19 protein-coding genes and 2 tRNA genes are annotated in these 21,725 nt (G+C 61.0%); 8 read left to right on the forward strand and 13 right to left on the reverse strand.

Translation table 11 applies throughout. The features are described from left to right. Positions 1 to 443 precede the first annotated feature (443 nt). From M5B99_RS28325 to M5B99_RS28360, 8 genes are all read right to left on the reverse strand, one after another. Positions 444 to 668: a hypothetical protein gene (locus M5B99_RS28325; protein ID WP_248807246.1), complete on the reverse strand. Its 225-nt coding sequence runs from the start codon at positions 666 to 668 to the stop codon at positions 444 to 446. Between the two features lie 176 nt (positions 669 to 844). Further along, positions 845 to 2,125 (reverse strand): sensor histidine kinase, encoded by a 1,281-nt coding sequence (locus tag M5B99_RS28330; protein ID WP_248807248.1) that lies wholly within the window; start codon positions 2,123 to 2,125, stop codon positions 845 to 847. Continuing rightward, positions 2,115 to 2,798, reverse strand: coding sequence for a two-component system response regulator ColR (gene colR, locus M5B99_RS28335; protein WP_100938644.1), 684 nt, complete (start codon positions 2,796 to 2,798; stop codon positions 2,115 to 2,117). The genes M5B99_RS28330 and colR overlap by 11 nt, the downstream gene beginning before the upstream one ends. Before the next feature lie 168 nt (positions 2,799 to 2,966). Continuing rightward, entirely contained in the window at positions 2,967 to 4,613 is a 1,647-nt protein-coding gene (gene groL / locus M5B99_RS28340) for a chaperonin GroEL (protein WP_248807250.1), read from the reverse strand. Between the two features lie 49 nt (positions 4,614 to 4,662). After that, complete coding sequence (locus tag M5B99_RS28345) at positions 4,663 to 4,956, reverse strand: co-chaperone GroES (RefSeq protein WP_152740251.1); 294 nt, start codon at positions 4,954 to 4,956, stop codon at positions 4,663 to 4,665. Between the two features lie 250 nt (positions 4,957 to 5,206). Next, the gene (locus tag M5B99_RS28350) at positions 5,207 to 5,680 is read right to left on the reverse strand and encodes an FxsA family protein (protein WP_248807251.1); all 474 of its coding nucleotides are present in this window, start codon (positions 5,678 to 5,680) and stop codon (positions 5,207 to 5,209) included. Between the two features lie 65 nt (positions 5,681 to 5,745). Beyond that, positions 5,746 to 6,477, reverse strand: coding sequence for a HugZ family protein (locus M5B99_RS28355; RefSeq protein WP_248807252.1), 732 nt, complete (start codon positions 6,475 to 6,477; stop codon positions 5,746 to 5,748). Between the two features lie 108 nt (positions 6,478 to 6,585). Next, complete coding sequence (locus tag M5B99_RS28360) at positions 6,586 to 7,593, reverse strand: DUF481 domain-containing protein (protein ID WP_248807253.1); 1,008 nt, start codon at positions 7,591 to 7,593, stop codon at positions 6,586 to 6,588. 167 nt (positions 7,594 to 7,760) lie between these two features. On the opposite strand from M5B99_RS28360, the gene M5B99_RS28365 reads away from it, so the two are divergent. The 4 genes from M5B99_RS28365 to M5B99_RS28380 all read left to right on the forward strand — a co-directional run bounded on the left by M5B99_RS28365 (position 7,761) and on the right by M5B99_RS28380 (position 12,506). After that, positions 7,761 to 8,114, forward strand: coding sequence for an MGMT family protein (locus tag M5B99_RS28365; protein WP_248807254.1), 354 nt, complete (start codon positions 7,761 to 7,763; stop codon positions 8,112 to 8,114). A 43-nt stretch (positions 8,115 to 8,157) separates the two neighbouring features. Then, positions 8,158 to 9,702 carry an AmpG family muropeptide MFS transporter gene (locus M5B99_RS28370; RefSeq protein ID WP_248807255.1) on the forward strand — a complete coding sequence of 515 codons (1,545 nt, stop codon included), beginning with the start codon at positions 8,158 to 8,160 and terminating at the stop codon, positions 9,700 to 9,702. Between the two features lie 117 nt (positions 9,703 to 9,819). Beyond that, a complete protein-coding gene (locus M5B99_RS28375; RefSeq protein ID WP_248807256.1) occupies positions 9,820 to 11,535 on the forward strand; it encodes a proline--tRNA ligase in 1,716 nt (571 codons plus the stop codon). A gap of 17 nt (positions 11,536 to 11,552) precedes the next feature. Continuing rightward, positions 11,553 to 12,506: a hypothetical protein gene (locus M5B99_RS28380; RefSeq protein WP_248807257.1), complete on the forward strand. Its 954-nt coding sequence runs from the start codon at positions 11,553 to 11,555 to the stop codon at positions 12,504 to 12,506. A gap of 134 nt (positions 12,507 to 12,640) precedes the next feature. Here M5B99_RS28380 and dinB read toward each other — a convergent pair whose 3' ends face one another. Continuing rightward, positions 12,641 to 13,702, reverse strand: coding sequence for a DNA polymerase IV (gene dinB, locus M5B99_RS28385; RefSeq protein WP_248807258.1), 1,062 nt, complete (start codon positions 13,700 to 13,702; stop codon positions 12,641 to 12,643). A 294-nt stretch (positions 13,703 to 13,996) separates the two neighbouring features. Between dinB and M5B99_RS28390 the strand changes: the two genes are divergently transcribed. Then, positions 13,997 to 14,073, forward strand: a tRNA-Met gene (locus M5B99_RS28390). 203 nt (positions 14,074 to 14,276) lie between these two features. On the opposite strand, the gene M5B99_RS28395 is transcribed toward M5B99_RS28390, so the two are convergent. From M5B99_RS28395 to M5B99_RS28410, 4 genes are read right to left on the reverse strand one after another with little or no spacing between them, the layout of a single operon-like run. Beyond that, positions 14,277 to 15,590 (reverse strand): MFS transporter, encoded by a 1,314-nt coding sequence (locus M5B99_RS28395; protein WP_248807259.1) that lies wholly within the window; start codon positions 15,588 to 15,590, stop codon positions 14,277 to 14,279. Next, positions 15,587 to 15,916: a hypothetical protein gene (locus tag M5B99_RS28400; RefSeq protein WP_248807260.1), complete on the reverse strand. Its 330-nt coding sequence runs from the start codon at positions 15,914 to 15,916 to the stop codon at positions 15,587 to 15,589. Before M5B99_RS28400 ends, M5B99_RS28395 begins: the two co-directional genes overlap by 4 nt. Position 15,917: 1 nt before the next feature. Continuing rightward, the gene (locus M5B99_RS28405; RefSeq protein WP_248807261.1) at positions 15,918 to 16,481 is read right to left on the reverse strand and encodes an isochorismatase family protein; all 564 of its coding nucleotides are present in this window, start codon (positions 16,479 to 16,481) and stop codon (positions 15,918 to 15,920) included. A 58-nt stretch (positions 16,482 to 16,539) separates the two neighbouring features. Then, on the reverse strand, positions 16,540 to 16,992 hold the full coding sequence (locus M5B99_RS28410) for a MarR family winged helix-turn-helix transcriptional regulator (RefSeq protein WP_248807262.1): 453 nt from the start codon (positions 16,990 to 16,992) through the stop codon (positions 16,540 to 16,542). Positions 16,993 to 17,286: 294 nt separating this feature from the next. On the opposite strand from M5B99_RS28410, the gene M5B99_RS28415 reads away from it, so the two are divergent. The 3 genes from M5B99_RS28415 (at position 17,287) to M5B99_RS28425 (ending at position 21,564) form a co-directional block, all read left to right on the forward strand. Next, positions 17,287 to 17,363: transfer RNA gene (locus M5B99_RS28415), tRNA-Met, on the forward strand. A 278-nt stretch (positions 17,364 to 17,641) separates the two neighbouring features. Further along, positions 17,642 to 20,284: a bifunctional lysylphosphatidylglycerol flippase/synthetase MprF gene (gene mprF, locus M5B99_RS28420; RefSeq protein ID WP_248807263.1), complete on the forward strand. Its 2,643-nt coding sequence runs from the start codon at positions 17,642 to 17,644 to the stop codon at positions 20,282 to 20,284. Further along, positions 20,284 to 21,564 (forward strand): virulence factor family protein, encoded by a 1,281-nt coding sequence (locus tag M5B99_RS28425; protein ID WP_248807264.1) that lies wholly within the window; start codon positions 20,284 to 20,286, stop codon positions 21,562 to 21,564. Before mprF ends, M5B99_RS28425 begins: the two co-directional genes overlap by 1 nt. Positions 21,565 to 21,725 lie beyond the last annotated feature (161 nt).

Raw genomic sequence — 21,725 nt, forward strand, 5'->3', positions numbered from 1 at the left:
GGGCGGTTTGACCCGCCCACATTTTTTCCCTAGTCCCTTTTTTCCCTTTCATCGTCCTGATGAATCGCATCCTGCGATGTTCCTTCCAGCAATCTGTCCTTGATCGCCGTGTCTATCCGTCGACACAGGGGCAATATTAAAGACTTTCTGAGTCGCCGCAAGTGGATCCAAAATGCCACCTCTTCGAAATTGGATCCATTTAAATAACAGAAAACCTATATATTTCAATTATTTAAATGAAATACTCGGTAATCGAGACGGCAAATTATCCTCGATCGCTTACGCGAGATGTAAGCAATGGCTTACACGCTCGCACAGGTAAAAAAGAACATATGGATCCAATCCTGGCCTGTGGTGCTGGAAGGCAGCAATGGAATCGAACAAACAGCGCCCATAAAAAAGGCCTCGATCAATGCGAGGCCTGCGAGGCGGACAGGACGGTTTCAACTCTGCGGCTTGAGCCCCTGGGAAAGGCCGAACATGAACAACAAAAGGTCGTGGTCGGGTTTGGCATCGGCCACCTTGACAACACGGGGCAAAGGACAATGCCCGGCACCAACCGCTGCCGTCAGCACCTGCGGACCGGGCTCCTCCCAAACCACCAAAGCCAGGGAAACCACCGCCAGCGCGCTGACCAGAAACAAACCTCGAGCGACTTCTAACTTCATTACCATAAACCTTTGATGGTATAGCTGAACGGCTATCCTCAAAATAGCTCAGTTTTCCCTGTGCCGTAGCCCCCAACGACGAGTGGCGTCGTAGCCTTTTGAGATCCCCCAAAGGATATCAGCGCTTATATGGGAACCAGAGACTGACCATTTCCGAGTGAAGATCTCGTCTGTACTCAAGCATCAGGCCCGCCCAAATCGACATGAAAACGGCAGCCATTGGGCGTCATGGTGGTCAGGCTGACGTGCCAACCCTGGTTTTCGCAGATCCGCTGGACCAGTGACAGGCCCAACCCGAGGCCTTCACCGCGTTTTTCGTTACCGCGCACGAAGGGCTGGAACATGGCTTCGCGCTGCTCTTCGGGAATCCCCACGCCGCTGTCTTCCACCACAAACCCGGCCGGTTCCAGGCTCAGGCGGATAAAACCCTGATCGGTGTAGTGCAGGGCATTGCGCAGCAGGTTGCCCATCACCGCGTGCAGAAAGGTGGCGTTGTAACGAGTATCCAGGGGGTTGCCGAGATCGACGATCAACTTCAGGCCCTTCTCTTCAATCGGCGCACGCCATAAACCGATCAAGTCATCCGCGACCCGACTCAGGGAGACCTGCGGCGACATACTGGCGTCCTCGCGCTGGGCCCGGGCGAGCATCAGAAAGGTCTGCACCAGTTCGCGCATTTCCTCGCAGGCCCGGGCAATGCGCTCGACCTGATTGCGCCCGCGCTGGTCAATAGCCGGATTTTCCAGCAGCAGTTCACAGGAGGTCGCCAGCACCATCAGCGGCGTACGCAGTTCGTGGCTGACATCGCTGGTGAACAGACGCTCGCGGGTCAGGGCGTCACGCAAGCGGCCGAGGGTGGCGTCGAAGGCCACCGCCAGCTCACCCACTTCGTCAGCGGCGTAATCCGGCGCCAAGGGTGGCGCCAGGCCGAGTAACTGATCGCGATGGCGCACCTGGCGGGCCAGGCGCACCACCGGGGCCATCACCCGACGGGCGAGGATCCAGCCGAGGAACACCGCCAGGGCCAGGGCCAGGACAAACCCAACCAGCACCACGGCAAACAGCACCCGCTCACGCTCTTCAAAATCACTCTGGTCCTGCAACAGCACGTAACGCCGACCGTCGACCACCTCGACGACGGCGTGGTAGGACAAATGGTCGCGAAACACCTCGTGGAACCCGGCGTCCAGATGACGCAGATCCCTGGGCAAGGCGAAGTCCCCCGGACCGCCGCTGAAATAGAACAGTTGATCGGGCTCGGGTCGATGGCTCCAGTCGTTGACACTGTCCATCAGTAACAGACGCTGGAGATCGCCCCCCAGGCCCGCGGAAATCAGCTTTTCCTCAACCAGGTGAACCGTAGCCACGATGCCCATGGCGAAAGCCCCCGCCACCAGGGCGCTCATCAGCGCAAAGGCAATGATGATCCGCTGGGCGAGGCTTTGTTTAAACTCCATCGCGGCCTTCGGCCAGGCGGTAGCCGACGCCATGCACGGTATGCAGCAAAGGCTTCTCGAAGGGCTTGTCGATCACTTGGCGCAATTGGTGAACATGACTGCGCAAGCTGTCGCTGTCCGGGCAGTCGTCGCCCCACAGGGCTTCCTCGAGGACCTCGCGGCGCAACACATGGGGGCTTTTCTGCATCAGCACCGCCAACAGCTTCAGGCCCACCGGGTTGAGCTTGAGCAGGCGCCCTTCGCGGGTCACTTCCAGGGTATCGAGGTCGTAACTCAGGTCGCCAACCTGCAGGGCCCGCCGCCCGCCGCCCTGGGCCCGGCGCAGCACTGCTTCGATCCGCGCTGCCAGTTCCGACAGGGCGAACGGCTTGAGCAGGTAGTCGTCGGCACCCGACTTGAAGCCTTGCAGACGGTCATCCAGTTGATCGCGGGCGGTGAGCATGATCACCGGGGTGTCGCGCCGAGCATCTTCACGCAGGCGCTTGCACAGGGTGAAACCATCGATCCCGGGCAACATGATGTCCAGCACGATCAGGTCGTAGTGCTCGGTGGCGGCCAGGTGCAAGCCCGACAAGCCGTCCTGCGCGCAGTCGACGGTATAGCCTTTAAGCCCCAGGTAATCAGCCAGGTTGGCGAGGATATCGCGGTTGTCTTCAACCAGTAGAATTCGCATGGGTACTCTCTCCGTACGCGGTAACGGCCGTGTCTTGGCCCGCGCAGCTTAAGGGCAAGCCTGTGGCAGCTACAAGCTGCGCGATAAAAGCAGCTGATGCGCCTATGACTTGCCGGCAAAAAGAAACCCCGCACAAGGCGGGGTTTCTTTGTAGCAGGTGGGGCCGACTTACATCATGCCGCCCATACCGCCCATGCCGCCCATGTCTGGCATACCGCCGCCAGCACCGCCGTCTTTCTTCGGTGCTTCAGCCACTGCCGCTTCGGTGGTCAGGATCAGACCGCCGATCGAGGAAGCTGCCTGCAGCGCCGAACGAGTCACCTTGGTTGGGTCCAGGATGCCCATTTCGATCATGTCGCCGTATTCGCCAGTCGCGGCGTTGTAACCGAAGTTACCTTGGCCGTTCTTGACTTCGTTGACCACGACGCTTGGCTCGTCACCGCTGTTGGCGGAGATCTGGCGCAGCGGCGCTTCAACAGCGCGACGCAGAACAGCGATACCAACGTCCTGATCGGCGTTGTCGCCTTTCAGTTCGCTGATGGCTTGCAGGGCACGGATCAGTGCCACGCCACCGCCAGGGACCACGCCTTCTTCAACGGCTGCACGGGTAGCATGCAGGGCGTCTTCAACGCGGGCTTTCTTCTCTTTCATTTCAACTTCGGAACCCGCACCAACCTTGATCACTGCAACGCCGCCGGACAGCTTGGCCAGACGCTCTTGCAGTTTTTCACGATCGTAGTCGGAGGAAGTCTCGACGACCTGGGCACGGATCTGGTTGATACGTGCTTCGATGTCGCCTTGTACGCCAGCACCGTCGACGATGATGGTGTTTTCCTTGGACAGGGTCACGCGCTTGGCGCTGCCCAGGTGTTCCAGGGTGGTGCTTTCCAGGCTCAGGCCGATCTCTTCGGAGATCACGGTACCGCCGGTCAGGACAGCGATGTCCTGCAGCATGGCCTTGCGACGATCGCCGAAGCCAGGTGCCTTGACGGCAGCGACTTTGACGATACCGCGCATGTTGTTCACAACCAGCGTCGCCAGGGCTTCGCCTTCAACGTCTTCGGCCACGATCAGCAGTGGGCGGCCGGCTTTGGCAACGGCTTCCAGCACCGGCAGCATTTCGCGGATGTTGGAGATCTTCTTGTCCACCAGCAGGATCAGCGGGCCGTCCAGCTCGGCGACCATGGTTTCCGGCTTGTTGACGAAGTACGGGGACAGGTAGCCACGGTCGAACTGCATGCCTTCTACAACCGACAGTTCGTTTTCCAGGCCCGAGCCCTCTTCGACGGTGATCACGCCTTCTTTACCGACTTTTTCCATGGCTTCGGCAATGATGTCGCCGATGGAGCTGTCGGAGTTGGCGGAGATGGTGCCGACCTGAGCGATGGCCTTGGTGTCAGCGCAAGGCTTGGACAGAGCTTTGAGCTCTTTGACGATGGCGATGGTCGCCTTGTCGATGCCGCGCTTCAGATCCATCGGGTTCATGCCGGCAGCGACAGCCTTCAGGCCTTCGTTGACGATCGACTGAGCCAGTACGGTGGCAGTGGTGGTGCCGTCGCCGGCATCATCGTTGGCACGGGAAGCAACGTCCTTGACCAGCTGCGCGCCCATGTTTTCGAAACGGTCTTCCAGCTCGATTTCCTTGGCAACGGAAACGCCGTCCTTGGTGATGGTCGGAGCGCCGAAGCTCTTCTCGATGATCACGTTACGGCCTTTCGGGCCCAGGGTCGCTTTTACCGCGTCAGCCAGGACGTTGACACCTTTGAGCATTTTTTTGCGGGCGGAGTCGCCAAACAGAACTTCTTTAGCAGCCATGATCGTAATTCCTTGAATACTTTGTCGTAGCGGGAAAAATGAGCGGGAATCAGCCTTCGATAACAGCGAGAATCTCGTTCTCAGCCATTACCAGCAGGTCTTCGCCGTCTACTTTCACAGTGTTGCTGCCGGAGTAAGGGCCGAACACAACCTTGTCACCCACTTTCACGGCCAGCGCGCGGACTTCACCGTTGTCCAGCACGCGGCCGGTGCCTACAGCGAGAATTTCACCGTGGTTGGCTTTCTCGGCAGCCGAACCTGGCAGCACGATACCGCCAGCGGTTTTTTTCTCTTCTTCGCTGCGACGGATGACGACGCGGTCATGCAGAGGACGAAGCTTCATTGTCGATCTCTCCTAATTATGGTTTTCAAGGGTCGATGTCGATACCGACCGGTTTAGCAAATCCGGCGTTGCCGGTTGCGGCTCGCCAAGCGAACCGCGAAAGACTGTCTGGCGATTTTCGCCAAAACCTTGCGGTGACCGTTACATAAGGTCGCCCAAGGTAATTTCAAGGGCAGGGTGACGTTTTTTTTACCTGGGGGTGTCGAAAACCAACACGGCACCCGAAGGTGCCGTGTCGTTGCAGTGAGGATCAGGAATCGCGGTGTTCGAACTCGCCTTCAATGACCTGGGGTTGCCGGCTGGTAGCCGGCGACGATCCCGACGGACCCCGAGCCTGCAAGTCGTCGGCAAAGGCCCGCTGACGCAACGCCTGCTCTTCGACGCGCCGACGCATGCGGTCGGCCAGCAGGCGACGGGTCATGGGCAACAACAGGACCAGGCCGACAATGTCGCTGATAAACCCCGGCAGCAGCAGCAGGCCGCCGCCCAGGGCCAGCATCAGGCCTTCGAGCATGGTCTGCGCCGGCAACTCGCCGCGGTTCAGGCTTTCCCGCGCCCGCAACGCCGTGGCGATCCCTGCGATCCGCAGGACCAGCACACCCAGCATCGAACCGAGAATGATCAGTGCCAGGGCCGGGAAAAACCCGATCGCGGTACTGACCTGGAAAAACACATACAGCTCTAGCACCGGAAACAGCAGAAAGAGCAATAAAAAAGCGCGCATCAAATGGTTCCTCTACGGAAGAATGCCTTCCACTTAACCTTAGATGACGTCGACAGTTCGTGAATTCAAGCTGAGGCGGTTTGCTTTTTTGGCCAATGCTCGGCGTGAGCCAGGGAAACCAAGGCTTCGCGAACTTGTGTCGGCGTATTGCAAGGCGCCTCGAAGGGCAACCAGTACAGCGCCTGGCCGATGCGCAGGTGCATGCCCTCGGTGTCGATACCCGCCAGTTGCGCCGGTACCGTATCCGGCAATCCGGCCAGGGCGACGTAGTGGGCAATGGCCTTCGCGTGGTCGCTGTTCATGTGTTCGAGCATGCCGATTTCGGCCTTGCCGGCGAAAGGGTTGGCCAGGGTGACCTGATCCAGCCAGTGGATCGCACCGAATCCGCCGATATAGCGGTGCCGCACCGGATTGAGCACCCAGAAGTCGAAATCATGGGCCTGATGGTAGTTCTGCGAGTCCGGAAAGTAGCGATAGTAACGCTCGGCCGCCGCTTCGATCGCCTCGGGATCGCTGAGCTTCTCGGCCTCGGCCAGGTAGGTCAGACGACCGACCGCCTGCACATCTTCGGCATCACGCTCACCCACCAGCAGGGAGCACTTGGGGTCTTTCTGCAGGTTATGGGTGTGCTGGGCGATCCGGCTGATCAGGATCAGCGCCCGCCCCTGGCCGTCAAGACAATAAGGCACCACGGAGCCAAACGGGAAACCGGGCATGGCCTTGGAATGCGTGGACAACACACCCCGGTACTCCTTGAGCAGCAGCTCACGGGCATTCTTGGCAACTTCAACGCTCACCTTTTGACTCCTCGTCAGAAACCGTCGACAAGCCCTGGGACTTGCGAATGAAAACCACTGAAAAATAAACGTTATCCACACCGGATGCCAGGGGCGTGGGCGGTGCGCTTACCAGACCACTCCGAAGCCCGCCGTATAGCGGGTCTTGTTCAGGCTGGTTTCCGCGTCGCCCTGGACCACGTTGCGCTCGGCCTTGAGGTTCAGCGAGGCCCATTCGGTAACTTTGTAGCGCAGGCCCATCTGGGCGTCGAGGGAATACTCCGAAGGCCCGCTCAGTGGCCGGCCGACTTCGCCGTTGGTGAAGAACTGCACCGTCTTGCCCACCAGGTAGCGGTTGTAGTCCCATTTCATGCCCAGCGAATAGAAGTTCTTCTTCTCACCATCGCTGTACTGGTAATCGGTATTGTTGACCAGCGAACCAAGGGAAAACGCCCCCAGCTCATTGTCCCAGAACTGGTAGCCCGGGCCGGTACCGACGGTGCGTTGGCGTGCCAGGTCTTCGACAAAGTCACGCTTATAGGTCAGACGCCCCTGCCAGAACCACTGCTCGGTGAAAAAGCGGTCCAGGGCATATTCGACGTTCCAGTTGTTGGTGGTCACGACATTGTTCTGGAACTCGCGGTTGTACTCACCCTGGGCGTTATGCCGCCAGGCGCCGTGGCGGGCGGTGGTCTTGAAAGCGATATCATAATCGTCGGTGTCCTGATCCGCCCGTTTGTAGTCCAGGGCCAGGTCGACATTGCCCTTCCACACCAGGTCCTCGATCACTGGCTGGGGCTTGACGATCTGCTTGATACTCGCGAGGTCGACGGTTTTCGGCGCTTCGCCGTTGACCAGCGTCACCTTGCCATCAGGCGCCGCTTTCAGGGACTTGGCTTTCTCCCCCGTGTAGGCATCCTGCTTGACCAACAGCTCCTGGTCGCTTTCCAGGGTCTTGACCTGCTTCCAGTCCACCGGGAGCGCTCCGGCGTAATCGGTCTGGATCAACAGTTTGCCGCCGTCGAACAGGCGGATCTTGCCAGTCAGGCGGTCGCCATTCTTCAACCAGACGGTATCGGCCAGCAACGGTGTCGAGGCACTGAAAACAGCAAGGCACAGCAAGGTTCTGGATAACATAAGCGCAGAGAAGACTCGGGGTTGCGAAAAAAAAACCGGCATCATCCCCCTGGGCAATGCCTTGACCGAGGAGTGACCGGCTGAACACACCTGAGTTCAATAATCACTCTCAATCCTAAGAAATAACCTACACGCGTAGCCAAAATCCCTGAACAGGATGGTCCTCGATGACTGAAGACGCTTCCCTCACCGAAAGCCCGGCGCAAATGCGTCGCACGGCCCTTTACCTGACGCTGGCGCAAGTCCCCGAAGGAAGGGTCGTGACCTACGGCCAACTCGCCGAGCTGGCCGGCCTGGGTCGCGCCGCGCGCTGGGTGGGACGGACCCTGAGTCAATTGCCAGCCGATACACGCCTGCCCTGGCACCGGGTGCTGGGTGCCGGTGGTCGGATCAGTCTGCCCGCCGGCAGCCCCTCCGGCGACGAACAGCGGGCCCGGCTGCGGACTGAAGGCCTCAGCGTGTTGAACAATCGTGTCGATATGAAGCGCCATGGCTGGCGCCCGATAGAGCACAGCGGTTAGAGTGCGCGCTTTGTTTCCGTCAACCTGAGGCAGACTCCAGCCCATGCCCCGTAAAACCTGGCGCGCCGCGCTCGCCGCTTATGCCAGCCCCTCGACACTCGTGCTCTTGCTGCTCGGTTTCGCCGCAGGCCTGCCTTACATGTTGGTGTTTTCCACGCTTTCCGTCTGGCTGCGTGAAGCCGGCGTGGCCCGTGAAACCATCGGTTATGCCAGCCTGATCGGCCTCGCCTACGCCTTCAAATGGGTCTGGTCGCCGCTGCTCGACCAATGGCGCCTGCCACTGCTCGGCAAGCTCGGACGTCGCCGTTCCTGGCTGGTGCTGGCGCAGATCCTGATCGTCCTCGGGCTGATCGGCATGGGGTTCTGCGATCCACAGAAGCATCTGTCCTGGCTGATCGCGATTGCCGTGATCGTGGCGTTCGCCTCCGCGACCCAGGACATTGCGGTGGACGCCTATCGCCTGGAGATTGCCAACGACAGCCAGCAGGCCGCCCTGGCCGCCAGCTATATGTCGGGTTATCGGGTTGCCGCCCTGCTGGCCACCGCCGGCGCGCTGTTTATCGCCGAAGGTTTCGGCTCTACCGGATTCAGCTACAAGCACTCGGCCTGGACCGGCACCTACGTACTGTTCGGCCTGCTGATGATTCCAGCGCTGCTCACCACCTTCTTCATGCGTGAACCGCCAGTACCGCTGCGCACCCAGCTCTCGGCCGGACGCTACAGTTTCGTGCACCAGTTGTCCTCGGTCTTCGTACTGATCGTGCTGCTGGTCTCGGTACCTGCGATGTTCACCCAGCTCTACAACACCGATTTCGCCAGCGTGCTGTTCCAGGGCCGGAGCATGCTCGACCTGTTGCTGGAAGACCGCGCCTTCCTGCGTGCCATCCTCTATACCCTCCTCACCACCCTCTGTCTGTCGAGCATGGGCCGCCGCGGCCTGGCACCGGTGCTGACGCCGGTGAACGACTTCATCGTCCGTTATCGCTGGCAGGCGCTGCTGCTGCTGGGACTGATCGCCACCTATCGGATGTCGGACACCGTCATGGGCGTAATGGCCAACGTGTTCTATATCGACCAGGGCTTTACCAAGGACCAGATCGCCGGGGTCAGCAAGATCTTCGGCTTGATCATGACCCTGGTGGGCGCCGGCATGGGCGGCCTGCTGATCGTGCGCTTCGGTATCCTGCCGATCCTGTTCATCGGCGGCGCGGCCTCGGCGGCGACCAACCTGCTGTTCATGCTGCTGGCCGACATGGGTCCGAACCTGAAGATGCTGATCGTCACCATCTCCCTGGACAACTTCAGTTCGGGCCTGGCGACCTCGGCCTTCGTCGCCTACCTGTCGAGCCTGACCAACCTGAAGTTCTCCGCCACCCAGTACGCCCTGCTCAGTTCGATCATGCTCCTGTTGCCGCGCCTGATTGGCGGCTATTCCGGGGTGATGGTGGAAAAGTTCGGCTACCACAAGTTCTTCATCATTACCGCCGTGATGGGCATCCCGACCCTGATCCTGATCGCCCTGCACTGGTATCAGTCCAGCCGTGGCGAAGGCGCGATACCCGCCACCGTCGGCGAAGAAACCCCGTAAACACTGGACCCCGCCGCCCTCTTCCCGGGCGGCGCGGCGACACGCCTGTACGTCGCCGAATCACACCCGTACAATGCCCAGTCATTTTCAGTCATCAGCAAGCGACAACGGCCAACCATGCGCACCAGTCAATATTTGCTCGCCACACAGAAAGAAACGCCTTCCGATGCGGTCGTGATCAGCCATCAGCTGATGCTGCGCGCCGGGATGATCCGTAAACTCGCTTCCGGCCTGTACACCTGGCTGCCCATGGGCCTGCGTGTCATGCGTAAGGTCGAAGCCATCGTGCGCGAGGAAATGAACGCGGCCGGCGCCCTGGAAGTGCTGATGCCCGGTATCCAACCGGCTGAACTGTGGCAGGAATCCGGTCGCTGGGAGCAATACGGCCCTGAGCTGCTGCGCCTGAAAGATCGTCATGATCGCGACTTCTGCGCAGGCCCTACCCACGAAGAAGTGATCACCGATCTGTGCCGCAACGAGCTGAGCAGCTACAAACAGTTGCCGATCAACCTGTACCAGATCCAGACCAAATTCCGTGACGAAATCCGTCCACGCTTCGGCCTGATGCGCGGTCGCGAATTCATCATGAAGGACGCCTACTCCTTCCACGTCGACCAAGCCTCGCTGCAAATCACCTACGATCGCATGCACCAGGCGTACTGCAACGTCTTTACCCGCCTGGGCCTGAAGTTCCGCCCGGTGGAAGCGGACAACGGCTCCATCGGTGGCGCCGGTTCCCATGAGTTCCACGTATTGGCCGAATCCGGTGAAGACGATATCGTCTTCAGCAACGGCTCCGAGTACGCCGCGAATATCGAGAAGGCCGAAGCCGTGCCTCGCGAAACCTCGCGCCCTGCGCCGACCGAAGCCCTGCGTCTGGTCGACACCCCTGACGCGAAAACCATCGCGCAACTGGTCGAAGGCTACAACCTGGCGATCGAAAAGACCGTCAAGACCCTGATCGTCCACGCCGAAGAAGAAGGCAAGCTGATTGCCCTGATCATCCGCGGCGATCACGAACTGAACGAAATCAAGGCCGCCAACCAGCCTGGCGTTGCCAGCCCGCTGGTCATGGCCTCCGACGCTGAACTGCGTGACGCCATCGGTGCCGGCGCCGGCTCCCTCGGCCCGTTGAACCTGCCACTGCCGATCATCATCGACCGTTCGGTCGAGCTGATGAGCGACTTCGGTATCGGTGCCAACATCGACGACAAGCACTACTTCGGCGTCAACTGGGAACGTGACCTGCCCGTACCGACCGTGGCCGACCTGCGCAACGTTGTGTCCGGTGATCCGAGCCCGGACGGCAAGGGTACCCTGGAGATCAAGCGTGGCATCGAAGTCGGCCACATCTTCCAGCTGGGCACCAAGTACAGCGAAGCAATGAAGTGCCAGGTACTGGGCGAAAACGGCAAGCCGGTGACCCTGACCATGGGTTGCTACGGTATCGGCGTTTCCCGCGTGGTCGCTGCCGCCATCGAGCAGAACAACGACGCCAATGGCATCATCTGGAGCGACTCCCTGGCGCCGTTCCAGATCGCCCTGGTACCGTTGCGCTATGAAACCGAACAGGTTCGCGAAGCCACCGACAAGCTCTACGCCGAACTGACGGCCGCCGGCTTCGAAGTGCTGCTGGACGACCGCGACAAGAAAACCAGCCCGGGCATCAAGTTCGCGGACATGGAACTGATCGGTATCCCGCACCGGATCGTGGTCAGCGACCGCGGCCTGGCCGAAGGTAACCTGGAATACAAGAGCCGTACCGAGGCCGAGGCGCAAGCACTGCCGGTCGCCGACGTACTGTCGTTTCTTCAGGCCCGTATCCGTCGCTGAGTCCAGATAGAGCGCCCATGTTCAATCGAAGTACTTTAGCCCTCGGGGGCGCCGCCTTGTGCGGCGCCCTACTGGTCAGCGGCTGCGCCAACCAGATGTCACAACGTAGCGAGCATGAAGAGCGCGTGGAACGCAAACTGCTCGCACACAATTTGCAGATCGATGTCGGCGATCCCAAGGTCCTCGAGTTGCCGCAACGTCGCGTGCGGATTCACGAGCAGAAGACCTTCGAAGTCACCGAGTTCGACGTCACCCGTCGCTATGACCGCTACACTCCGTATCAAGGCTGGCGCAAGGTCTATGAAATGCCGCTGGGGGCCGTGGCCGTGGTCGGTGGTGTCGTTGCCAACGTGGCGAACATCTTTGCCCTTGGCCACCTGCCGGACAGCATGACCCATGGCTGGCTCAAGGATGGCATCGATGGCATCAACCCATTCATGAACGTCGAGTCCGGCGGACGTGCCCAGCAGAATCTGGCCGGGGTCGAGGAAGTCCAGCGCGACAAGCGCATGGAATACTCGAGCCTGCCGTGGTCGGAACGACCGGTGGAAGTGCTCGCCGGTAAGCAGACCGCCGAGCTGACCACCGATCGTAATGGCGTGCTGCGCCTCAATCTGCTGGACAGCCCGTTTGCCGAGCAGGACCTGTATCGCATCGGCAACCTGCAGATCCGCGTGGAAGATACCCAGGGTCAAACCCACTCGGACGCGAGCCTGTCCATCGGCAGCAAGCTGCGCGGCAAGCTGCTGGAAGCCCATGACCTGATCTACAACGACCTGGAGGGTGACGACGTCAACCAATGGGTGCACCGGGTCAAGCGCCTGTCAGAGCTGGGGCTGGAGGACGAAGCCAGCGAACTGGAACAGAGCCTGATCGAACTGACCCGCAACGATCCCGAGTTGCAGCGTGAGTTTCTCCAGACCCTGACCAGGAAAGCCGGGCGACTGGTGGCGGACCCCGGGGCCAACTGAGGTGTTCGAACGAAACACAGGACCTGTAGGAGCCCGGCTTGCCGGCGATGGCGCCCGCGAGCTCAAGGGACTCATCGCCGGCAAGCCGGGCGCCTACAGGTTTGGCGGTGTATTCAAGAAAGCGAGCACCAGCCTCAGCCGCTGAACAACTCCAGTTGCTCATGCCCACCGCGCAAATCCTGCAAACGCACCCCAATCCCCAGCAGCCGCACCGGTCGCTCGCCCCTGGCAAAGGCCTGGCTCAGCAACTGCCGATAACTCTCCAGATCCCGCCCTGCCCCCGCCTGCTCCAGGGTCGTCTGGGTAAAGTCATGGAATTTCACTTTGACGAACGGCTTGCCCGGTCGATAGCTGCTGTCGAGTCGGGCAATGCGCCCGGCCAGGGTTTCCATCAGCTCGGGGAGTTTTTCCAGGCAACTGGCAAGGTCCGGAAGATCGGCGTCGTAGGTATTCTCGACACTGACCGACTGTCGCCGACTATCGTTGTGCACCAACCGCTCATCAATACCCCGGGCCAATCCCCACAGGCGCTCGCCAAAACTGCCGAACTCGCGGACCAGGGCCAACTTGCCCCACTCGCGCAATTGCAGGCAATCGACAATCCCCATTCGCCCGAGCTTGTCCGCGGTGACCTTGCCGACGCCGTGCAACTTGTTGACCGGCAAGCCAGCGACGAAATCCTCCACCTGATCCGGCGTGATCACGAACAACCCGTTGGGCTTTTTCCAGTCGCTGGCGATCTTGGCCAGGAACTTGTTCGGCGCCACCCCGGCTGAGACGGTGATATGCAATTGCTTCGAGACCCGGCGCCGGATGTCCTGGGCGATACGTGTCGCGCTGCCGGCAAAGTGCGGGCTGTCGGACACATCCAGGTAGGCCTCATCCAGAGACAGGGGCTCGATCAGGTCGGTGTAGTCGCGAAAGATCGCCTGAATATCCTTCGACGCCTCCTTATAGGCATCCATGCGCGGCTTGACGATGACCAGGTCCGGACACAGGCTCAAGGCATGTCGCGACGACATCGCCGAACGCACGCCAAAGGCTCGCGCCTCGTAATTGCAGGTGGCGATCACCCCGCGCCGATCCGCTGAACCGCCCACCGCCATGGGCTTGCCGGCCAGGCTCGGGTTATCACGCATCTCGATGGCGGCGTAGAAGCAATCACAGTCGACGTGGATGATTTTTCGTTGCGTCATGAAAACACGGGTTCATTCAGGGAGCGGAAACGCTACAGGCCAACAGTATCTCACTGACACCTGTATATAGCACCAGTAGTTTGATTCTTCCTCTTCAACTGTAGGAAACAGCACAGTTGAATTTAATTTCTCAATCAATAAGCATTCGTCGATAGAGCTGGAAGCCTTGCCCGGCATGGTCCCGAGGCTCGCCGCAGCCCCCGCCTCAAGCGCTAACCAATTGAACCATAAAGGGGTTTTCCTCAATTAAGGTTTGACAGCCCTGCGTTTCTCTGTAGAATACCGACACACAGACGCGGGATGGAGCAGTCTGGTAGCTCGTCGGGCTCATAACCCGAAGGTCGTCGGTTCAAATCCGGCTCCCGCAACCAAATATCAAAAAAGGCTACTCGAAAGAGTGGCCTTTTTTGTGCACGCCTGTTTTTTGCCCGCAAGCCTGAAAAAAACCTGCTTGCCGGATACTCACCGAAAGCGATCGGTTAAATCGAGGCTTTTCCGACTCCCGCAACCAACGGTACCGGTGATTCCGAACTTTCCGGGTAGCCGGCTCCATTGCGCAAGGATCGGCTATTGCTCAGATCCTGGAGTCGCCTTCGCGCGCAGTGATCACAGGCGCCTGAGGCCCACCCTCATGACTTTGCCCGACTGGCTCAGCGGCGCGAGTCGTTTGAGAACGACGCAATTGGCGAGCGAGGAAGCCTGTAGCCACAAGGGCTGCGGCGAAGCCGGAGGCCGCGCCGATGCCAAGCGCCCAGCGTGGCCCGCAATGATTGACCACCCAACCGACGATCGGCGCTCCGATCGGCGTCCCCCCAAGCGCGATACCGACGCGCAGCGCCATCACCCGCCCACGCATCGCCGGCTCCGTCGAGAGCTGCATCAGGCTGTTCGTGGTATTGGTGAACGTCAGGGCGGCCACACCGACGATCACGAGCGCACCGGCGAAGAGCCAGTAGCTCGGCGCAAGCGCGGCCAGTGTGCAGCCGAGCCCGAATACGCCCGCGCCGATCAGCAGCAAGCCGAACCGAGGCTTGCTGCGACCGGCGCCTAGAAACGCGCCCGCTACCGTACCGATCGCCATGATTGACGACAGCAGGCCATATCCGCGGGCATCGACGTGGAAAACCCCGACCGCCATCGCCGAGATAAAGATCGGGAAGTTCAGGCCAAAGGTGCCGATGAAGAACAGCATGACCAGGATCGACCTGAGGTCCGGCCGCGCCCACACATAGCGAACCCCTTCGGTAAAACTCCCCTTGATGCGCTGAGCCCTGGCGTTCGGATGAAGCTCGGCGATGCGCAGCAATGCCAGGGAAATCAGCACCGCCATGAAGGAGATGCCATTGATCAGAAAGGCCCAACCGCTTCCCATCGCGGCAATGACCACGCCGGAGACGGCCGGACCGAGCATCCGCGCGACGTTGAACGAAGTCGAGTTGAGCGCCACCGCATTGTGCAGACATTCATCACCGACCAGTTCCGCGACGAACACCTGACGCACCGGCGCATCGAACGCCGAGGCGCAGCCAAACAGGAAGGTGAAGATATAAACGTGCCAGAGCTGGATGACACCGGAGAGGGTGAGAATCCCCAGCACCAGAGCGAGGCCGCCCATGGTCGCCTGCGTGGCGATCAGCAGCTTGCGCTGATTGAAATGATCGGCGGCAAAGCCTGTCCATGGCAGCAAAAGGAGCTGCGGCCCGAATTGCAGCGCCATGACCAAACCAACGGCCGACGCGTCATGGTGAGTGAGCTGGGTGAACACCAGCCAGTCCTGGGCCGTCCGCTGCATCCAGGTACCGACATTGGAGACGAAGGCGCCGCCCACCCAGATCCGATAGTTGAACCCTCGCAGGGACCGGAAGACGCCCGCAAAGGCAGGCTTCACCGTTGCTCCGACTGATTACCGCCGTGGAAGCGACCAAAGTGCCGGGCGGAAAAAAGACCGATCAGGAGTGCTCCCGCGCCGAACGCGGCGACGTCGCCAGTGTTCCGCAAGGCAAAATCGCCAACACGGCAAAGAAGCAAATAGCCGATGACGATGTTTAAAAAGCCCCAAAGCACATTGACGCTCGACGACGAAAGACCTTCTCCCGGCGGCTTGGCGAACGGGCTCTGAAACGGCCTGCCCATCATGCCGCTAACAACATGAGGGATCGCATTGGCCAGGAAGCCGCCACCAAGGAAATAGGACAGAAGTGAAAACCAGGGCATCTCAGGCGCTCCCCATGGACAGAAGATCGACGATCTCCTGGGTTGTCCCCGTCTCACCGAGCCGCGGGAAGACACTCCTGATGCTGTATTCGTGGGCCTCGGGACGCGTGTCGGTCATGGCATCGAGGGCGAGGGTGACATTGAAACCCGCCTCATAGGCTTGGCGCGCTGTTGCCTCGACGCCGGTTCCAGTGGCCACGCCCGCGATCACTACCTGGGTGACGCCGCGTGCTTTCAACAGGGCTTCGAGATCCGTGCTGGCGAACGCTCCCCAAGTCCGCTTCGTCACGAGGATGTCGGTGGGTTGTTGGTTCAGCTCCGGAATGAGGTCGGCCCACCCTTCAAGAAGGGAACTCGTTTGACGGGACCGTTCTGTCCGGCCTGGTGCGCCGCCGACGACGTTGACGAGCACCACCGGCAGGCCGCGCTCGCGGAAAGCGTCGGCAAGCGCCCTGACCCGCTCGATGACTTCGCCAATCGGGTGGCTGACGGGAAGACCGACGATGCCTTTCTGCAGGTCGACGACGACCAGGGCGGTATTCGGATCGAGCGTCGTCAGCACCATGGATTCTCCCTCGAAATTTCGGATGGGTCGGGTTGGGCGTGAGCGCCACGGACTTCCGTTAGTCGTCGACAAGCCGCCTGAGCAACTCGACGGCCTGCGCCAGCTTGTTCTGCTCCTCCGGCGACAGACGCGCCTGGAGAGTCCGGGTCAGCCAGTCCTGGCGCGCCGCGCGCCCTTCCTCGACCCATTTGCGACAGGCGTCCGTGAGCGAGAGCAGCGTCTGCCGCCGGTCCGTCGGGTCCGGCCCGCCACTTACCAGACCTGCGCTCTCCAGCGCGGCGACGACCGAGCCCATCGATTGCGGACGCATGGCCTCTGCCCGCGCAAGGCTCGACGCCGTGGCGGGACCGTCCTTCTCCAAGCGAAGCAGCACAGACACCTGGGAAGGGGTCAGGTCGTTAACATTCGCTTGCTCGCGCAGTCGGCGCTTCAACTTTCCCATCAGGGACCGGAGGTCCTGCGCGAGAGCTGCGGTGCGTATGGTCTGGAAATTCTCGGACTGATCGTTCATGTCAGCCGTTATAGAGGATATGAAGACCACCTGTAAAGTAAAACTTAACAGTTTACCTGTACATATTGCACGAGACCCGAGGGCGCTGCCGCAAAAACGCTACATCCCCAAGACCGCTCGAAAGAGGGGCCTTTTTTGTGCGTGCCTGTTTTTGCCAGGACGTCTGAAAAACCTTGATTGTCGGACACTTACCGAAAGCAGCCGGCCAAATCGAGGCTTTGCGCATTATTTTGACCAAACGAGCCATTAACGGTTGACACCCCGCCGTTCGGCTGTAGAATGCCGCCACACAGACGCGGGATGGAGCAGTCTGGTAGCTCGTCGGGCTCATAACCCGAAGGTCGTCGGTTCAAATCCGGCTCCCGCAACCAAATATCAGAAAAGGCTGCTCGAAAGAGTGGCCTTTTTTGTATCCGCCGAAAAAACTTTCATCCAATCAAGGCGGCACGGATCGAACCCTCGACGGATACCGCAGTCAATGGCTGCACAGGCTAAGCTGAATCCGCAACAAACTTCCTCTACAACAGCCCGGGGCGTGGGTCGCCGTACAACGGCCAGACACGTTAATATTTGCAATTATTTTGTCCATAGGGATTGGTAACTTGGCTGGATACCCCCATCCTGTCGCGCACAATCCTAGAGGTGATTGATGCGCGCCAACTCGTCCGAACCACACGATACTGTTACAGCAACACACCCGATCACCGCCAACCGTCTCCGTTGGCTGGATCTGTTGAGCAAGTACCGGCAATCCGTCGGCTTGGCTATCACCCTGTTTCTGTTCGCTATCGCCCTGATTGCCTGTCGCCATCTGTTGATCGAGCTCGACCTGGACGCCCTGCACGATTCGATTCTCAGCGTGCCCAAGCCGGCCCTGGGCGGCGCATTGGCAGCGACTGCCATCGGCTTCGTTATCCTGCTGGGCTATGAATGGTCCGCCAGTCGCTATGCCGATGTGAAATTGCCTGCGCGCACACTGATGCTGGGCGGCTTCACCGCGTTCGCCATCGGCAACGCCATTGGCCTGTCGCTGCTGTCCGGCGGCTCGGTGCGCTATCGACTCTATGCCCGTTTCGGCCTGGGGGCCGCCGAAGTCGCGCGGATGACCCTGTTCGCCAGCCTCTCGCTAGGCTGCGCGCTGCCACCGCTGGCCGCCCTGGCGACCCTGAGCAACCTGCCCGCGGCGTCCGAAGCCCTGCACCTGCCCACCTACCTCCTCGGCGGCATTGCCTTGGCCGTGCTGGCCCTGGCCGCCCTGCTGGCGGTTGGCATCTACCGTCGGCGCCTGCCGGAACAACCGATCAAGGACAACCTGTTGGTCAAGGCCGGACGCCGCACCCTGCGCCTGCCCAGTGCCCGCCTGACCCTGCTGCAACTGGTGATTACCGCCCTGGACGTGGCCGCCGCGGCGACCGTCCTCTATCTACTGTTGCCCGAGGCGCCACCCTTCGGCGCCTTCCTGCTGGTGTACCTGCTGGCCCTGGCCGCCGGCGTGCTCAGCCATGTGCCCGGCGGCGTCGGTGTGTTCGAAGCCATTCTGCTGGCCGCCTTCGCCAATCAACTGGGTGCTGCCCCACTGGCCGCTGCCCTGCTGCTCTATCGCTTGATCTATGTGCTGCTGCCTCTGCTGCTGGCCTGCCTGGCCCTGCTGAGTACGGAAGCCCAACGCCTGTTGACCACCCGCCAGAGCATGCGAGTTGCCTCGGGTTTCGCGGCCCCCATCCTCGCCGTGCTGGTGTTCCTGTCCGGCGTGGTCCTGCTGTTCTCCGGCGCGACCCCGGAAATCGACACACGACTGGAAGGCATCGACTTCCTGGTTCCGGACCGCCTGATCGACGCCTCACACTTCGGTGCCAGCCTGGTGGGCGTGTTGTGCCTGCTGCTGGCACAAGGCTTGCGTCGACGCCTGTCCGCTGCCTGGATGCTGACCATGACCTTGCTGCTGGTGGGCGCCCTGCTCTCGCTGCTCAAGGGTTTCGACTGGGAAGAGGCCAGCATGCTCACGGCCACCGCCTGTCTGCTGGGGATTTTCCGCCGTTCCTTCTATCGACCCAGCCGCCTCACCGAACTGCCGTTCTCGCCGCTCTATTTAGTGGCCAGTCTCTGTGTGCTCGGGGCTTCGGTCTGGCTGCTGCTGTTCGCCTACCAGGACGTGCCCTACAGCCACGAGCTGTGGTGGCAGTTCGCGCTGGATGGCGATGCCCCTCGCGGCCTGCGTTCGCTGCTGGGGGCTGCCGTGGTGCTGGTTGCCGTGTCGCTGACCTGGCTGCTGCGTACCGCACGCCCGGTGATTCACCAGCCCACTCCCGATGAAATGGAGCGCGCGTTCAAGATCCTGATGGCTTCCGACCAGCCTGACGGCGGCCTGGCCCTGACCGGTGACAAGGCGTTCCTGTTCCACCCCACCGACACCGCCTTCCTGATGTACGCGCGCCGTGGCCGCAGCCTGGTGGCGCTGTACGACCCGATCGGGCCGACGCGCCAGCGCGCCGAACTGATCTGGCAATTCCGCGACCTGTGCGACACCCATCACGCCCGCCCGGTGTTCTACCAGGTGCGTGCGGAGAACCTGCCGTACTACATGGACATCGGCCTGACCGCCATCAAGCTCGGCGAAGAAGCCCGGGTCGACCTGCATCGCTTTGACCTCGAGTCCAAGGGCAAGGAGATGAAGGACCTGCGCTACACCTGGAACCGCGGTAGCCGTGACGGCCTGTCGCTGGAAATCTACGAGCCGGGGCAAGCACCGCTGGATGAACTCAAGGTCATCTCCGACGCCTGGCTCACCGGCAAGAACGTGCGCGAGAAAGGTTTCTCCCTGGGCCGCTTCGCCCCCGAGTACATCAACCACTTCCGCGTCGCGATCATTCATTTCGAGGGACGCCCGGTGGCTTTCGCCAACCTGCTCGAGACCCACAGCCATGAACTGGCCAGTCTCGACCTGATGCGTTCTCACCCCGATGCCCCCAAGCTGACCATGGAGTTCTTGATGGTTGGCCTGATTCAGCATTATAAGGCTCACGGATACGCACGTTTCAGCCTGGGGATGGTGCCGTTGTCGGGCCTGCAACCACGGCGTGGCGCACCATTGACTCAGCGTCTGGGTTCGATGGTGTTTCAGCGCGGCGAGCAGCTCTACAACTTCCAGGGCCTGCGTCGCTTCAAGGACAAGTTCCAGCCTGATTGGGAACCTCGTTACATGGCCGTACCGGCAGGACTTGATCCGCTGGTTGCATTGGCCGATACCGCCGCCCTGATTGCGGGCGGCCTGACTGGATTGGTGAAACGCTGATGATTCAACGCTCCTGGCGGTTTTTATTGGTAATCGTGCTGCTCCTGGCCGCGCTTGCGGGAGGTGGCTACTGGTTCTGGAACCGCCCCCCGCCGGAACCCACCCTTGAACATCTGAGCCAGGCTGACGGTTCGCCCCTGACCCGCCTGATTCCCGGCACCACGCCCAAGGCCCAGGTGGTCGTGGCGACCCTCGCCGAAGACGCTCTGAGCGACACCCAGTTGTCCGCCCTGAGCCGTAGCGGCGCGGCGCTGATCGTCCAGGTGATCCTGCCCAAGGACAACTGCACGCTGCAGCAGAAAGCCCTGGATAGCGCCTTGCAACAACTGCAGGGCCCGGCAACCCTGGTCAGCGGCGTTGGCCCGGGCGCATCCCTGGCCTGGAACTGGCTGGCGTCCCAGGCCAACGACAAGGCCCAGGCCATCTCGGTGGGCTTCGTCCTCGATCAACCGGATTGCACGGTCCCGGTACCGAAAACCGCGGCCCACGGCCACTGGCTGGTGGCCTGGAACGACGGTCCGGATGATCCGAGCGCCGCTTTCGTGCGCGACCAGCCGAATGCCGAAACCAGCATCAGCGACTACGACATCAAGCTGCCCCAGGTGCTGAACAACGAACTGCGCAAAATGCTGGTGGGTACGGACAACGGCGGCCTGGCCATTCCGGTGGTGGAAGTCCCGGCGGAGAAAGCCGGCGACACCGTGACCCTGTTCCTCTCCGGCGATGGTGGCTGGCGCGACCTGGACCGCGACGCGGCGGGTTATATGTCGAAGATGGGTTACCCGGTAGTGGGCATCGATACCCTGCGCTACTACTGGCAGCACAAGAGCCCGGAACAGAGTGCCGCCGACCTGACCGAACTGATGCAGCACTATCGGCAGAAATGGGGCGCCAAGCGTTTTGTCCTGGCTGGTTACTCCTTTGGTGCCGACGTCCTGCCGGCGATCTACAACCGCCTGCCGGAAAACGAGCAGCAGCGTGTCGATGCGATCATCCTGCTGGCTTTCGCCCGTAGCGGCAGCTTCGAGATCCACGTTGACGGCTGGCTGGGCAAGGCCGGCATAGAGCTCGATACCGGTCCGGACATGGCCAAGCTGCCGGCGGCCAAGGTGTTGTGCATTTATGGCCAGGACGAAGTGAAGGAGAGTGGCTGCACCACCGCTACTGCGGTGGGAGAGGCCGTCAAATTGCCGGGGGGTCATCACTTCGACGAGAATTACCCGGCGCTGGCCAAACGGTTGGTGGATGCTATCCAGAAGCGCCAGGTCAAAAGCGAGTAATGCGAGCCCTGTAGGAGCGGTGCTTGCCCGCGAAGCTCCTGGCGATCTCAAAGCCCCCTTCGCGAGCAAGCTCTGCTCCCACACGGTTCAGCGCCGGATACAGGTTTGGCGTACGACACAAACCTGTAGGAGCGGTGCTTGCCCGCGAAGCTCCTGGCGAT

The sequence above is a fragment of the Pseudomonas sp. MWU13-2100 genome (genome assembly GCF_023242365.1).
Taxonomy (GTDB): domain Bacteria; phylum Pseudomonadota; class Gammaproteobacteria; order Pseudomonadales; family Pseudomonadaceae; genus Aquipseudomonas.